Source organism: Methylobacterium sp. WL64, assembly GCF_008039945.1.
Classification (GTDB): domain Bacteria; phylum Pseudomonadota; class Alphaproteobacteria; order Rhizobiales; family Beijerinckiaceae; genus Methylobacterium.
Genome location: NZ_VRVA01000017.1, coordinates 1 through 14,687, shown reverse-complemented (window position 1 = coordinate 14,687; position 14,687 = coordinate 1). Strand labels below are relative to the sequence as shown.

At 71.2% G+C, this 14,687-nt stretch carries 14 protein-coding genes; 6 read left to right on the top strand and 8 right to left on the bottom strand.

The annotated features are described in order from the left end of the window. The first annotated feature begins 58 nt into the window (after positions 1–58). Positions 59–1,312, top strand: a complete 1,254-nt coding sequence (locus FV242_RS11000; protein ID WP_147938943.1) for a cytochrome P450 — start codon at positions 59–61, stop codon at positions 1,310–1,312. Between the two features lie 139 nt (positions 1,313–1,451). Here FV242_RS11000 and FV242_RS10995 read toward each other — a convergent pair whose 3' ends face one another. From FV242_RS10995 to FV242_RS10980, 4 genes are all read right to left on the bottom strand, one after another. Beyond that, the gene (locus FV242_RS10995; RefSeq protein ID WP_147938942.1) at positions 1,452–3,191 is read right to left on the bottom strand and encodes a methyl-accepting chemotaxis protein; all 1,740 of its coding nucleotides are present in this window, start codon (positions 3,189–3,191) and stop codon (positions 1,452–1,454) included. A gap of 304 nt (positions 3,192–3,495) precedes the next feature. Further along, positions 3,496–4,092 (bottom strand): DUF1989 domain-containing protein, encoded by a 597-nt coding sequence (locus FV242_RS10990; protein WP_147938941.1) that lies wholly within the window; start codon positions 4,090–4,092, stop codon positions 3,496–3,498. A gap of 66 nt (positions 4,093–4,158) precedes the next feature. Next, positions 4,159–4,917 carry a guanitoxin biosynthesis heme-dependent pre-guanitoxin N-hydroxylase GntA gene (gntA, locus tag FV242_RS10985; protein ID WP_147938940.1) on the bottom strand — a complete coding sequence of 253 codons (759 nt, stop codon included), beginning with the start codon at positions 4,915–4,917 and terminating at the stop codon, positions 4,159–4,161. A gap of 554 nt (positions 4,918–5,471) precedes the next feature. Then, positions 5,472–6,170 (bottom strand): urease accessory protein UreE, encoded by a 699-nt coding sequence (locus FV242_RS10980; RefSeq protein WP_147938939.1) that lies wholly within the window; start codon positions 6,168–6,170, stop codon positions 5,472–5,474. Positions 6,171–6,426: 256 nt separating this feature from the next. On the opposite strand from FV242_RS10980, the gene FV242_RS10975 reads away from it, so the two are divergent. The 3 genes from FV242_RS10975 to FV242_RS10965 all read left to right on the top strand — a co-directional run bounded on the left by FV242_RS10975 (position 6,427) and on the right by FV242_RS10965 (position 8,333). Continuing rightward, positions 6,427–6,696, top strand: a complete 270-nt coding sequence (locus FV242_RS10975; protein ID WP_007560631.1) for a hypothetical protein — start codon at positions 6,427–6,429, stop codon at positions 6,694–6,696. Positions 6,697–6,843: 147 nt separating this feature from the next. Beyond that, a complete protein-coding gene (locus tag FV242_RS10970) occupies positions 6,844–7,584 on the top strand; it encodes a TerB family tellurite resistance protein (protein WP_147938938.1) in 741 nt (246 codons plus the stop codon). Beyond that, positions 7,581–8,333 carry an N-acetylmuramoyl-L-alanine amidase gene (locus FV242_RS10965; protein WP_147910814.1) on the top strand — a complete coding sequence of 251 codons (753 nt, stop codon included), beginning with the start codon at positions 7,581–7,583 and terminating at the stop codon, positions 8,331–8,333. Before FV242_RS10970 ends, FV242_RS10965 begins: the two co-directional genes overlap by 4 nt. A gap of 123 nt (positions 8,334–8,456) precedes the next feature. Here FV242_RS10965 and FV242_RS10960 read toward each other — a convergent pair whose 3' ends face one another. From FV242_RS10960 to FV242_RS10950, 3 genes are all read right to left on the bottom strand, one after another. Beyond that, entirely contained in the window at positions 8,457–9,491 is a 1,035-nt protein-coding gene (locus tag FV242_RS10960) for a TerC family protein (RefSeq protein ID WP_147910815.1), read from the bottom strand. 183 nt (positions 9,492–9,674) lie between these two features. After that, positions 9,675–9,995 (bottom strand): quaternary ammonium compound efflux SMR transporter SugE, encoded by a 321-nt coding sequence (sugE, locus tag FV242_RS10955; protein ID WP_147910816.1) that lies wholly within the window; start codon positions 9,993–9,995, stop codon positions 9,675–9,677. 10 nt (positions 9,996–10,005) lie between these two features. Beyond that, complete coding sequence (locus tag FV242_RS10950) at positions 10,006–11,424, bottom strand: MDR family MFS transporter (RefSeq protein WP_246692494.1); 1,419 nt, start codon at positions 11,422–11,424, stop codon at positions 10,006–10,008. Between the two features lie 303 nt (positions 11,425–11,727). Here FV242_RS10950 and FV242_RS10945 point away from each other — a divergent pair, with 303 nt between their 5' ends. After that, entirely contained in the window at positions 11,728–12,258 is a 531-nt protein-coding gene (locus FV242_RS10945) for a GNAT family N-acetyltransferase (RefSeq protein ID WP_147910817.1), read from the top strand. Between the two features lie 325 nt (positions 12,259–12,583). Continuing rightward, on the top strand, positions 12,584–13,801 hold the full coding sequence (locus FV242_RS10935) for a TIGR03862 family flavoprotein (RefSeq protein ID WP_147938980.1): 1,218 nt from the start codon (positions 12,584–12,586) through the stop codon (positions 13,799–13,801). Between the two features lie 46 nt (positions 13,802–13,847). Here the strand turns inward: FV242_RS10935 and FV242_RS10930 are convergent. Further along, positions 13,848–14,687: collagen-like protein (locus FV242_RS10930; protein WP_246692669.1), on the bottom strand; the 840-nt coding region annotated here is incomplete at its 5' end.

Sequence of the window (14,687 nt, the reverse complement as noted above, 5' to 3'; positions counted from 1 at the left end):
TTTCGATTTGGATCGTCCCGGACGTCTCCGTCCGGACGATGCGCAACTTGGACACCGCATGCCCGACGCCACCCTCCTCGATCAGGTCAAGGATTTCGCCAACCGCGCGGACCCCTATCCGATCTACGCCAAGCTGCGGGAGCATCCGGTCTCGCGCCAGGACGACGGGACCGAGGAAGGGACCTGGGTGGCCGCGACCCACGGCGCCATCTCGAGCTTGCTGCACGACCCGCGGGTCAGCTCCGAGACCCTGCCCCCGGCCGACCGGCCGCGCACCGGCAACCCCCTCACCGACCTCATCGTCAAGCCGCTCAAGGACTGGATGATGGACCGGCACCGGGTCTTCATCTTCCGCGACCCGCCGGACCACGACGTCCTGCGGGCGTCCGTGATGCACCAGTTCTCCCGTGCGCGCGTCCAGGCGATGCGGGCCCGCTCCGACCGGCTGGTGGCCGACCTGCTGAACGAGAAGTGCGGCGCCCGGGAGATCGACGCGGTCGACGACCTCGCCTACCCGCTGCCGGTGACGGTGATCTGCGAGTTGTTCGGCGTCCCCCGGGAGGACGAGCCGAAGTTCCACGGCTGGGCGACCCAGCTCGCCACCGCCCTCGAGCCGGACAGCCTGTCGGATCGGGAGATCCGCGATGCGAACAGCCGGACCTTCGACGCGATCGGCGGCTACATGGCCGACCTGATCAAGGAGAAGCGCCGCCATCCGCAGGACGACATGCTCTCGGGGCTCGCCAACGAGGCGACGCCGGAGGGCGCCAAGATGGGCGATTACGACCTGATCGCCACCTCGATCCTGATGCTGGTGGCAGGCCACGAGACCACCGTGAACCTCATCACCAACGGGCTGCTGACCCTGCTGCGCCACCCCGACGAGCTGGAGCGCCTGCGGCAGGATCCCGGCCGCGCCCCGCGCCTCATCGAGGAACTGCTGCGCTACGAGCCGCCCGTGCAGTTCCGGACCCGAAAGACGCTGTCGGCCATCGACATCGCCGGCGTCACGATCCCCGAGGGCGCCGACCTCGTGCTGCTGCTCGCCTCCGGCAACCGCGACGGCGCCGTCTTCCCGGATCCCGATCGCTTCGATCCCGACCGCGCCGGCATCCGCCACCTCGGCTTCGGCGGCAGCCTCCATTACTGCGTCGGCGCACCGCTCGCCCGGTTCGAGGCCGAGGCGGCGCTCACCGCCCTGGCGAGCCGGCTCAAGGCCCCCCGGCTGATCGAAAACCCGCCGCCCTACCGCTCCGGGGCCGCCCTGCGCGGGCCGGAACATCTCCGGGTGGCGATCGACGGGATTCTTTGATTTTCTCTGGTGCGGGCTACCGATCGAAGCCGGGTTGCGCGTCGTCCCCTCAGGACGAAGCGCGGGTTCCCCGCTCCTCGCAAGCGGGGCGAGGAGAGCACCTCTTCATCGCGCCGGAGCGGAAGCTTAGGCCACCCTCTCAGGCGGCTTTGACCGCAGCGAGGAACGTGGTCACCTCCTGTCCCAGCCCGGAGGCGTAGCGCGCCAGATCCTGCGCGGCGCTCAGCACCTGGCTGGCGGCGGCGCCGGTCTCGCCGGCGGCTTCCCGGACCTCGGCGATGTCGGCGCTGACGGCCTGCGTCCCCTGCGCGGCCTGGGTGACGTTGCGCACGATCTCGCTCGTGGCGGCGCCCTGCTCCTCCATGGCGGCGGCCACGCTCAGGGCGACCGTGCGCATGGCATCGATCGTGCCCCCGATCGTCCGGATCGACTCGACGGCGTGCCGGGTCTCGTTCTGGATCGCGGCGATCTGATGGGCGATCGTGTCGGTGGCCTTGGCGGTCTGGGCCGCCAGGGCCTTCACCTCGCCGGCCACGACGGCGAAGCCTTTGCCGGCCTCCCCGGCCCGGGCGGCTTCGATGGTGGCGTTGAGCGCCAGCAGGTTGGTCTGTCCGGCGATGCCGGCGATCAGGCCCATCACCTCGCTGATCTGGTCCGTGCCCCGGGACAGGACCTGCATCAGGTCGTTCGTGCGGGCGGCGTCGACGCTGGCCTGGTCGGCCATCGTGGAGGACTGGGCGACGCGGGACGCGATCTCCTGGATCGAGGCGGACATCTCCTCGCTGGCGGCGGCCACGGTCTCGACGTTGGACGACGTCTGCTCCGAGGCGGCCGCGACACGCCCGGACTGGTCGGTGGTGCGGGCGGCCGTGCGGGTCATCTCCCGGGCGGTGGCCTCCATCTCCACGGCGGCCGCCGACAGGCTCTGGGTCAGCGCGCCGACATGGGCGTCGAACCGGCCGGTGAGTTCGTCCAGCGCCTGGGCGCGGCGCATCTTGGCGGCGTTCTCGGCGGCGGCGACGGTCTCGGCGTCCCGCTTGGCGATCAGCGCGTCCTTGAAGACCTGTACGGCCCGGGCCATCGCGCCGACCTCGTCGCCGCGCCGCTGGTCCGCCACCGGCACCGCGAGGTCGCCGCCGGCGAGCCCCCGCATCGCCGCGGTCAGGCGCACGATCGGCCGCGACAGGCCGTTGCCGATGAGTACGAGCAGGGCGAGCACGGGAAGCACCAGGCCGGCGGACCAGAGGGCATTGGTCAGCGCGCGGTGGCGTACGGCCGCGTAGACGTCGTCGCGATAGAGCCCGGCGGCGACGACCCAGCCCCAGGGCTTGAACATCTGGACGCTGGCGACCTTCTCGACCGGCTCGCTCCCGCCCGCACGCGGCTTCATGTAGTCGACGAAGCCGGCACCGTCGCGCTTGGCGACGTCCACCATCTCGGCGAAGTAGCGTTTCCCGCCTGGGACGTCGGTCTGCTCCAGAACCACCTTGCCGATGTTCTTGGCGTTGAACGCGTTGGCGATCAGCCGTCCGTCGGTATCCAGGACGAAGAAATAGTCGGCGTTGCCGAAGCGCAGGGCGCTCACCGCGTCGAGGGCGGCCTTCTGGGCCTGATCGAGCGGCATCCGGCCGGCGGAGGCCAGTGCCTCGTAATGGGCGAGCAGGCTCTGGGCGACGTCGCCGAGGTTTCTGGTCATCAACGCCCGGTCCTCGAGCGCCGAGGAGCGGGTGTCGACGTAGTTCAACCCACTGAGGGCGCCGACCGCCGCCAGCACCAGGGCCATCACCGCCGCCAGCTTGTGGCGCAGCGTGACGTTCGAGAGGCTCCACCGGGGCACGGCGTGGCCCTCGGACGAGCGGTCGGTCTGCGAGCGTATCATTGAGGCACCGGAAACGGGACGGGCCAAGGCCGTCGAGGGCTGCCGGTGCCGGGGGGCGGCACCGCCCACGGCGGCCCGGACCCCACGGCACCGTTCCGGGGCGAAGGTGTGACACGGGATTGGTAAAGATTCGGTCCACACCGGGTATCGACAGCGTATTGGATACGCTTTCCGGTCTCGATAAGTCTCTGGACACATATTCGATGACCACATCGCGCGACGAGCGCGGGGGATCAAGAGGTTTCCAAAAAAAACTACGAACCTCTTCGCGGAACAACCGCCCGCCCCGGCGGGATTGTGTGGCCTAAGCGTCGATCCGATAGTGAATCGGCTTGAAGCTTCCGTTGTTCGATTGCAGCGCCGAGCAGGCTGTCAATCCGATGATCAGGTCGGTCTCGGCGGTGAACACGATCCGGTCGCCCGCCCGGCTCAGCGGCGGCTCGACCGTGAGCGCCCCGGTCGTTCCATCGATCGGCACGTTCATAAAGCAGTTGAACGCCACCGGGATCGCGTCGGGTGCGATGCCGTAGGGGGCGAGCGCCGCGGCGAGGTTGCCGAAGCAGCCCCGGTGCGGGTCCGTGTCGCCGTAGATGATCCGGAACGTGTCGGCCGAGCACGGCGTCAGCAGGAAGTCGTGGCGGCCGACCGTGTCCTCGACGATGCGCAGCAGCACGTTCGAGCGGTTCGAGTAGAGCGGGTCGCCGGTGGTCAGGTAGATCCGGCTGGCATAGTCGAGGGTCCGCCCGGACGAGATCACCTCACCCGTGTCGTGACGATTGTAGGCGACCAGATCGGCCACCTGCTCCCCGCGCGGGTCGATCACCGTCAGCCGCTGGCCGCGGTCCAGGGTGAAGGCGACGCCTGAGCGCGGCTCGATCTGCTGCACATCCGCCCGGTCCATGGTGTCTTTGCTCCCGCTCCGCTCCGGCCGGCAACGCGGCAGGCGCCGCCGCGATCCAGCGGCGCCTCAGGCGCCGCTGGTCGGGAAGGTGAGGTCGCGCGGGGAAGCCAGCGGATGCCAGTCGTCTACGACCGGTGTGGCGGGCGCCGCCGGACGGCCCTGCATCGGGCAGCGCCACTCGTCGCCGACCACGCGGCCGCTGTACTGGCGCGCCTCCGAGGACTCCCCGTGACGCGCCAGCATCGGATTGAGGCTGCCGGCCAGGGCCTCGTCGCGCTCCAGGATCGAGGCGCGGAGCTTCTCGTAGCGGCCCTCGGCCCGCAGCCGCTCGAACTGGGCGTGCAGGTTGAACACCAGAACCGGCGAGGAGAACCGCCGCGCCGGCCGGCTCGCGTTCGGATGCAGGCCGACCACGAAGAACGCCTCGCCGCCGAAGCTCAACGAGAAGTGCGGGTTGTCCGGATCGTCCGCCACCCGGGCGTCGTGGGGCTGGCCGAGCCAGGCATCCTTGTCGGTCAGGGATTGCGCCCGCGCCCAGAGATTCTGCTCGAACGCTTCCTCTGACAGGTCGCCCGGCCCCTCGAACACCACCGCGAAGCTCTGGAACAGGTCGGGAGCCTCCCGGTAGCGCGCCACGAAGGCGAGCAGAGCCGGGTAGATGCGCATGTCGTCCCAGCCCGAGGTGATGTCCCGGGCCACGACGATCTTCATGCGCCCGCGCGACAGCGCCGACTTGGCGCCGACGCAGGGGAACGGGGGATTTCGAATGAAGTCGCGGAAGGCCTGGGCACGCGGATGCTCTTGGTCGTCGCGGGGAAACTGCATGCGCTCCGTAGCCCGTATCTGCGCAGGTCCGCCCCGGAGGGGGCAACCGCTGGTCGGGACTCGGGCAACTGCGGTTTCAGGTCACTGTTCCCGCCTGCGACAGGTCGTCCGGGGAGAAGGTGAATCGAAAGCCGTCACGCGAAGGATCGAGGACGGTGTTCGAAAGAACTGTCGCAATGTTCGCCTACGGCACAAACATAGATTAAGGTCGGATAGACTCGCTCCACCCCCGCGCGAATGTTGCGGGACTCGTGGCGTGACTTCTCCGCATGGTCTGCCGGCCCGATCCAGATCGGGGCCCGTCTGGCTCGTCTTTCCCATCCTCGCCCGCGTCCTGAGGCGACGGACCGAGACTCGGATGGCTTACGCCTGAGGATCTGGGGGCGGGTTGGAGGGGCGCTGATCGAGAGCGGACGCGTGCCTGTCGGACGCCGTGCATGTCGGGCAAGCCGACCCGGCCCTGCGGGAGAGCCGGGTCGGCATGGCGTCCTCAGGCAGGCCGCCGAAGTCGCCCCGGGCTCGGCGGCGCGCTGCGGCTCCGGACGCGGTTGGTCCTAATGGTCGTGGTTGCAGCCCGGACCGTGCACGTGCCCCGGATGCGCATGGTCATGCGTCCCGGCCTGGTCGTGCGCGTGAGGGTCGTGATCAGGGCCATGGCCGTGCCCCTGATCATGCGCGTGCCCGTGATCATGCGCATGTGCGTGATCGTCGGCGTGCGCGTGGGTGTGCCCGTCGGTGTGCCCGTGGGCGTGTTCGTGGGCGTGTTCGTGATCATGCCCGTGGTCGTGATGGTCATGCCCGTGATCGTGCCCGCAGGTGCTGTGGTCGTGCGCGGCATGCTCGGGCCGGAACGGACGCGAGACCGGGCTCGCGGTGCAGCCCTGCCCGCGCACCAGCTCGGCATTGGCCGGCGAGGCCGGGACGTAGAGCACGTCCGCGGCGATCTCGGCGGGGACGTGGTTGCCGCCGAGCTGCCAGGCCAGCCGGGTCAGCCGGGCCGGGTTCCCGGCGCGCACCTCCAGCAGCGCCTCCGCGGCGGCCCGCACCGCGACGAGGCGGCCGTCCTCCAGGCGCAGGGCGTCGCCGTCCTCCAGCGCCGCCGCCTTGGCGAGCGCCACCTCGAACCCGAGGCCGCCCTCCGCGACGAGGGATCCGGAGGCCGCCGCCCGGCTCGCGTGGTCGAGGCTCACCGTGTCGACGACGCGGTCGGGGCGAACCGCGGCCCGGCGGACGATCGTGGTGGCTCTCGACATGGGACCCTCGGGGATGGCGCCGCGGCGCCCCGGCCGGAGCGCCGCCTCAGGCCGGTGGCATAAGGCGAGACGGGAAGCGGGCGCAACTCCGGCCGCCGCCGGTGGGAGGTGCCGGCGCGGCATTCGGGACCCGCGCGCGATCGACGGCTCCGGGCAGGGAACCTTAGCCGTAGGGAGCGCATTGCTTTACTGCTAAGCTCACCGCGATCCGCCACGACGACGGCCGGACCGGATGCACAAGGGAGATCAGGGGACCATGAAGAAGCTGACCGCAGCCGCCCTCGCCACCATCGCAGCCCTGTCGCTGGGCGCCTGCAACACGCCGGAGGACCGGGCTCTCGGCGGTGCCGGCCTCGGCGCGCTCACCGGCGCGGCCATCGGCGCTGCCGCCACGGGCCGCGCTGGCGGCGCCCTGGCGGGTGCCGCGATCGGCGGCGCCGGCGGCGCCATCGTGGGCGCCTCCACGGCGCCGCGCTGCCCCTACGGCACCTACCGGGACGCCTACGGCAACATCTACTGCCGCTAAAGCCGGGGGGCCGGGCGCGTCCCGGCCCTTCCGCACCGCCCGAGGAGCGGTTATCCCGGCCTTGGCCGGGGCGTCCCCGGTGCCGGACCTGAAGCCGCCGACCATGACCGCATCGCGTCCGCGTTCCCCTTCGGGATCGCCCAGTCCATGAGCCAGGGGGCCAAGCTCCAGGGCCCCTGGGGCAAGCTCGGCGGTGCCGGGCTCGGCCTCGCCGTGGGCGGTCCGCTCGGGGCGCTGATCGGCGGCGTCGCGGGCCACTTCCTGGTCGACCGGATCGGCGCGCCGTTCGGCCCGACGCCGCGCGACGTGGTGTTCACCACCGGACTGGTGGCGCTGGCGGCCAAGATGGCCAAGTCCGACGGCGTCGTGCTGCCCTCCGAGGTCGAGGCGTTCGGCCGGGTCGTCCGCGTCGACGAGTCCGCGCGGTCCGGCGTCGAGCGGCTGTTCGACCTGGCCAAGAAGACCACGAACGGCTTCGAAGCCTACGCGCGTCAGCTCGCGACGACCTTCGGTGACGAGCCGGCCCTTCTCGAGGACGTGCTCGACGGCCTGTTCCAGATCGCGGGCGCCGACGGCGCGCTGCACGAGGCCGAGGAGCGCTATCTGCGCGCCGTCTCGGAGATCTTCGGCTTCGACGATGCCGCCTTCCGGCGGATCGCGGCCCGGCACGTGCGGCTGCCGGACGATCCCTACGCGGTCCTCGGCCTCGACTCGGGGGCCGACGAGGCCACCGTCAAGGCCCGTCACCGGGTGCTGGTCGCCGAGCATCATCCCGACCGCGCGCTGGCCCGGGGCCTGCCCGCCGAGGCCGTGACCATCGCGACCCGGCGGCTCGCCGCCATCAACGCCGCCTACGACCGGATCGTGCAGGAGCGCGGAGCGCGGTGAGCCTCGATCCGGACAGCCCCCTCGCCCGCCGCGTGGCGCCCTCGCCGAACCACGGCGAGCGCCGCGGAGCGAAGCCCGACATGCTGCTCCTGCACTATACCGGCATGGCGGGCGGCGCCGCCGCGCTGGCGCGGCTGCGGGATCCGCTGAGCGAGGTCTCGGCCCACTACCTCGTGTTCGAGGATGGCGGCATCGTCCAGATGGTGCCGGAGGCTCGGCGCGCCTGGCACGCGGGCCGGGGTGCCTGGAAGGGCGTGACCGACCTGAATTCCCGCTCGGTCGGGATCGAGATCGTCCATCCGGGCCATGCCGGCGGGCTGCCGCCCTACCCGGACGTGCAGATCGACGCCGTGATCGCTCTGGCCCTGGACATCCTGGGGCGCTGGCCGATCCCGCCGGAGCGGGTGCTCGGCCATTCCGACATCGCCCCGGAGCGCAAGGAGGATCCGGGCGAGACCTTTCCCTGGGATCGCCTCGCGGCGGCCGGCATCGGCCACCGGGTGCCGCCGGCCCGCCTCCGGGATGGGCGGTTCTTCGCGCAGGGCGATGCCGGCCAGCCCGTGGAGGCGCTGCAGGCGATGTTCGCCCTCTACGGCTACGACGTGGCGGTAACCGGGACGTTCGATGCGCGCACGCATGCGGTCGTCACGGCCTTCCAGCGCCATTTCCGCCAGGAGCGCGTGGACGGCGTGGCCGACGCCTCGACCATCACCACCCTGCGCGACCTGATCGCCGCGCTACCAGCCTAGCACGGGGAAATCCCGGGCTTCCAAAGGGCTCGGCCCTTTGGCGCGGTGTCGGGACGGAGCCCCGATGAACCAGGGCCCCGCCCTGGCCCCGCACAAGGTCCCGGACCTTTTGAAACCAGGACTTCAGGCCCGATGGGCCGGCGCCTCGTGGCCGTGGGCCGGGCCGGAGACCGCCGGGGCCGGCGCGTCGGTGCGGGTGCGCCACAGGCTGTAGAGCACGCCGATCGTCAGCAGCGACAGGGTCACCACCAGGGACACCCACGGCTGGACGTGGATCAGCCCGAACGTGTCGGCGATGACGATCTTGGCGCCGATGAAGATCAGGATGAAGGCGAGCGCGGTCTTGAGATAGGCGAACCGGTCGACCATCGCGGCGAGGGCGAAGTAGAGGGCGCGCAGTCCCAGGATCGCGAAGATGTTGGAGGTGTAGACCACGAACGTGTCGGTGGTGATCGCGAAGATCGCCGGCACGCTGTCGACCGCGAAGATCACGTCGGCGCCATTGACCAGCACCAGCGCCAGGGCGAGCGGGGTGAACCACAGGGCCTTCTTGCCGGTAGCCGGGTCGGGCCGGCGCACCGCGAAGTGCTGGCCGTGCAGCTCGGGCGTGACCCGGAAGGTCTTCTTGATCCAGCGCACGATGGCGCTGTTCTGGAAGTCGCCCTCTTCCTCGGGGCCCGAGAACAGGATCTTGAGGCCGGCGAAGATCAGGAAGGCGGCAAACAGCGACAGCACCCAGTGGACCTGGTGCACCAGCGCCGCGCCGAGCCCGATCATCAGGCCGCGCAACAGCACGGCGGCCAGGATGCCCCAGAGCAGGACCCGGTGCTGGGCGGCGCGCGGGATGCCGAGGGCGGCCAGGATCATGGCGATGACGAAGACGTTGTCCATCGACAGCGACTTCTCGACCACGAGGCCGGTGACGTATTCCTCGCCCGCCTGCGGACCGAGATACCACCAGATCCAGCCGCCGAAGGCGAGCCCGAGCGCGAGGTAGAAGCCGGTCAGCAGCAGGCTCTCGCGGACCCCGATCTCGTGGTCCTTGTCCCGGTGCAGCAGCCCGAGATCGAAGGCGAGCAGACAGGCGATCAGGACGTGGAAGCCGAGCCACATCCACAACGGCTTGCCGAGCCATTCGACGGTTAGAACGTCCATCATGTGCGGGACCTGATGCTGATTCCGGAAGGAAAGCATCGGCTCCGACATCACGGGCGCCGAAAAGCGCCCGCCAGAGGGGCCCGCAGCCGATAGGGGCGAGTTAAGCGGGCGAACCGGGCGAATCAAGGGCACGGTGGCGGCGCGCGGGTGACTCGCGCGTCGGACCGCGTCCGCGGCCGGTGCTCAGGCCTCCCCGGAGAGCTTCATCAGCACCAGGCCCGAGACGATCAGCGCCGCCGCGGCGATCCGCAACGGGCTCGCGCTCTCGCCGAGCATCAGGATGCCGAGCAGGAAGGCGCCCACCGCCCCGATGCCGGTCCAGACCGTGTAGGCGGTGCCCAGCGGCAGGCTGCGCATCGCGAAGGCCAGCAGGACGAAGCTGCCGAGCGCGGCCGCCACCGTCACGGCGCTCGGGATGGGCTGGGTGAAGCCGTCGGAGCGCTTCATCGCGTAGGCCCAGACCACCTCCAGCAGGCCGGCCGCGAGCAGGATCAGCCAAGCCAAGGTCGTGTCCTCATGTCGGGGTGTCGGCGGCCGGCGCTGCGCCGGGCTTTGCCGCGGGACGTTCACCGAGCGGGCGCTCTTCCATGTAGGCGAGGAACCCGAGGGCCGCCACCAGGCCGACGCAGGCGGCCAGGAACACGGAGCGGAAGGTCTCTGCCAGATGCGCGGGATCGCCGCCGCGGATCAGGCTCTCCACGTCGTGCCCGGTCCCGGCGGCCCCCCCGAGCACGATCGTCCCGAAGGCGGCCACGATCAGGGCGCCGCCGAGCGAGCGGAAGAAGTTCATCGCTGCCGTGGCGATGCCGAGCTGGTGCGGCTCCACGGCGTTCTGGATCGCGATGGTGGAGAGCGGCAGGATCGTCCCGATCCCCATGGAGAGCAGCGCCAGCATCACCTCCATCAGCCAGAACGGCAGCGCCCGCCCCTCCAGGGCGATGATGGCGCAGCAGGCGATGCTGACGCTCATCATGGCCAGCGGCACGCGCTTGTAGTGCCGGAACAGCAGCATCGACCGGCCCGACAGCGTCGCCCCGGTGACGGTGCCGACCATCAGGGGCACCAGGGCCACGCCGGATTCGCTGGCGGTGAGCCCGAGCACGCCTTCGAGGAAGATCGGCACGTAGATGGTCAGGCCGATGAAGGTGCCCATGGCAAAGCAGGCCGACAGCGTGGCGCTGTAGACCACCCGGTCCTTCAGCACCTGCGTGGGGATCAGCGGCTCGGCTGCCGTGGCGAGCCGGGCCGCGAAGCCGCACCCGAGCACGGCCGCAACGGCGAGCAGGCCGAGCACCGGCGCGGAGCCCCAAGGGTAGCGCACGCCGCCCCAGCTCAGGGCCAGCATCAGGGTGGTCGAGCTCAGCACCAGCAGGATGGCGCCGGGATAATCCAGCGTGTGGCGGCGCTCGTTGCGCGGCAGCAGCTTCAGCTTGGCGTTGGTCAGCGCGAAGGCGAGGAAGCCGATCGGCAGGTTGATCCAAAAGATCAGCGACCAGTGCAGGTGCTGGGCGAAGAAGCCCCCGAGCAGGGGCCCCGCCACCGAGGCCGCCACGAACACGCCCGCGATCACCACCTGGTAGCGCGCCCGCTCCTTGGGCGCCATGATGTCGGCCAGGATGGTCTGCGACAGGGCGATCAGCCCGCCGCCGCCGATGCCCTGGAGGCCCCGGGCCAGCGCCAGGGTCACCATGGTGGGCGCCACCGCGCAGGCGAGCGACCCGAGCACGAAGGTCGCGATGGCGATCAGCAGCATGATCCGCCGGCCGTGGATGTCGGAGAGCTTGCCGTAGAGCGGCGTGACCGCTGTGGAGGCGAGCAGGTAGGCGGTGACGATCCAGGGCAGGTTGGCGGCGTCGCCGAGATCGAGCCCGATGGTCGGCATCGCGGTCGCCACGATGGTCTGATCGAGGGCCGCGAGCAGCATCGCGGTCATCAGGCCGAAGACGATCGACCGGATCTCGAGCGGGCTGAGGCGGGCTTTCGAGGGCACGGCGGGGGCCGGCGTGGACGGATCGGTCGCGGTGACGGCGGTGGAGAGCGTCACGGGCGGGAAGCCTCTTCTGGGTTTGCGCCGGATCGGCAGACTGGACGGGAACGAGGCTGCAGCATCACGGTTGCGCGCAGAGGACGGCATTAACGTCGGGCCGCGCCGGATCCTACGCGTTCCGCGGTCGTCTGCCGTGTGCGTGACACGGGGTGAATTGCCCGCAGGCGGTGCCCCACGGATAATGTGCGGATGGCCGACATCATCTACCGGGCCGCGCGGGCGACGGACGCGCAGACCATCGCTGCGATCCACGTAGCGAGTTGGCGCGATGCCTATCGGTCGATCCTCGATCCCGCGTTTCTGGCCGAGCCCGTCGAGGAGGATCGCCTTTCGCACTGGCTCGGAAAGCTCGACACGCCGGCCTTGAATTTCATGGTCGAGATCGCCTCGACGTCCGATGAAGGACTTGTCGGCTTCGTAGCGACGCATCGTGATCTTGATCGGCGATGGGGCAGCTTGGTCGATAACCTGCACGTCCGTCCAGAGATGCGGGGCAGGAAGATCGGGGAGGCACTGCTGCGCTCGGCTGCGCGAAAGCTCGCCGCCCAGCAGGCGGGAAATGGCCTGTACCTATGGGTTTTCGAGGCCAATGAGGCTGCGCTTCGCTTCTATGAGCGTATGGGCGGCCAGGTTGTCGAACAAGCCATCTCGCAGATCCCGGCCGCGAACGGCAGGACAATTCTGCGGGTCCATTGGCCGACACTGTCGGATTTGTGTTAGAATCTGTTGTTCGATCTTTCCCATCCTCCCCCCCCCTCATCCTGAGGCGCCGGAGCGCAGCGGAGGCCTCGAAGGAGCCCTCCAGCCAGCCGCGCGATCCCTGGAGGGCTCCTTCGAGGCGGCTGCGCCGCACCTCAGGATGAGGGGGGAGTGTGGGATCTCCGCCAACCGGAACCGTCACGCGACGGGAACCGGGCGGACAAACAGGCTGTCGGGGAGCCGCATCGTCGCAGAACGGCGCCGGGTAAGGCGGTCCGGCCCCTGAGACGCCGCCGACATCGGCCACATCTTGACAGGTGCGGGCAGCCTGCCGCTCTCCAGGCGGATGCCGGACGACATCAACGATATCGCCATCGTGGGCGGCGGGCCGGCCGGGCTGGCCGCGGCCGAGGTGCTGGCGCAGGCCGGCCGCGCGGTCACGGTTTACGACCGGATGCCCTCTGTCGCCCGCAAGCTGCTGATCGCCGGGCGCGGCGGCCTCAACCTCACCCACAGCGAGCCGCGCGCGGCCTTCCTGGCCCGCTACCATCCCGCCGGCCACCTGGACGCCGCCATCGCGGCGTTTCCCCCGGAGGCCCTGCGAGACTGGTGCGCGGATCTCGGCGAGCCGACCTTCGTGGGATCGAGCGGGCGGGTGTTTCCGACGAGCTTCAAGGCATCGCCGCTGCTCCGGGCCTGGCTGGCGCGGCTCGACCGGCTCGGGGTCCGGATCCGCACCCGACACCGGCTCACGGCGATCGGTGAGGCACTTGCCTTCGCGACGCCGGACGGGCCGGTCGAGATCCGGCCCCGGGCTGCCCTGCTGGCGCTCGGCGGGGCGAGCTGGCCGCGGCTCGGCTCTGACGGGCTCTGGGTGCCGCTTCTCGAGGGGCTCGGCGTGGACGTCGCGCCCCTGGAGCCGGCCAATGCGGGTTTTGCCGTGGCGTGGTCCGCCCTGTTCCGCGAGCGGTTTTCCGGGGCGCCGCTCAAGCGGGTGGCGCTCGCCTGCGACGGCGTTGCGGTCCGGGGCGAGGCCGTGATCACCGCCGCCGGGATCGAGGGCGGGGCGATCTACGCCCTGTCGCGGCCCCTGCGGACGGCGATCGCCGGGCGGGGCCGTGCCCGGCTCACCGTCGATCTGCGCCCCGACCTGACCGGGACGGATCTCGCCCGCCGCCTCGCCGGCGCCCGGCCGGGGGACTCGACCGCGACCCGCCTGCGCAAGGCCGCGGGGCTCTCGCCGGTGGCCGCGGGTCTCCTGCGCGAGGCGGCCGGCCAAAACCTTCCCGGCGAGCCCAAGGCGCTCGCCGGGCTGATCAAGGCCGCCCCCCTCGACCTCACCGGCTCGGCCCCGATCGAGCGGGCGATCTCGACGGCGGGCGGGGTCCGGCTCGACGCCCTCGACGGCCGCGCCATGCTGCGTGCCCGTCCCGGCCTGTTCCTGGCCGGCGAGATGCTCGACTGGGAGGCGCCGACCGGCGGCTACCTGCTCCAGGGCGCCTTCGCGGGCGGACGGGCCGCCGCCGCCGGGATGCTCGACTGGCTGCGCCAGAGCGGCGGCTAGGGCGCCCGTCGCGGCTAGGAAGCTCGTCGCCGAAGGGGATACCGGCTCACCGCCGGGTGCAGAACCCGACGATCCCCGAGGCGTCCGCCGGGCAGGTGGCGCCCTCCCCGTCATAGACGGGGGTGCCGCCCTTGAGGCAGTGGGCGGTGACCAGCATCTCATCGGCCGCGCAGGTGACGGTGCAGCCGCCCGCGCAGTCGGACTTGCGCACGGCCCGCAGGGCGGATGCGCCGGTCTCGCCCCTGGACCCTGCCCCGCCGGCCGGGCCGGGCTCGCCCTTGATGCCCGGCTCGCCCTTCGGTCCTGGCTCGCCCTTCGGTCCCGGATCGCCCTTTGCGCCCGGAATTCCCGCAGCACCCGGCTCACCCTTCTCGCCAGGCTCTCCCTTGCTGCCCGGTTCACCCTTGCTGCCCGGTTCACCCTTGCTGCCCGGTTCACCCTTGCTGCCCGGTTCACCCTTGCTGCCCGGTTCACCCTTGCTGCCCGAGTCGCCCTTGCTGCCCGGTTCACCCTTCGGGCCGGCCTCGCCCTTCGGACCAGGCTCCCCGGTCGGACCCGCGGCGCCCTGGGGGCCGGGTGGGCCCGGCGGGCCTTCGGCGGCGCAGTTCGCGACGACCGCCTCGCGCTCGTCCGGGTCGGCCCTGAGGGTCACCACGCAGGTCGGCGGCCGGTAGGGGACCCGGAACGCGAAGCGCCCGCGCCGGTCGGCCTGGATCGAGATGTCGTCGTCCAGGACCACGATCGCCCCCGGCTTGCGCACCGAGCCCGAGATCCGCAGGTCGCCGGCCCCGATCCGGGCTTCGTAGACCATGATCGGCTGGCTCGGGACCGGCGCGTGCCGGGGGCGCGGCTTGGCCTGGCGCGGGGGCGCCTCGGAGGATGGGGC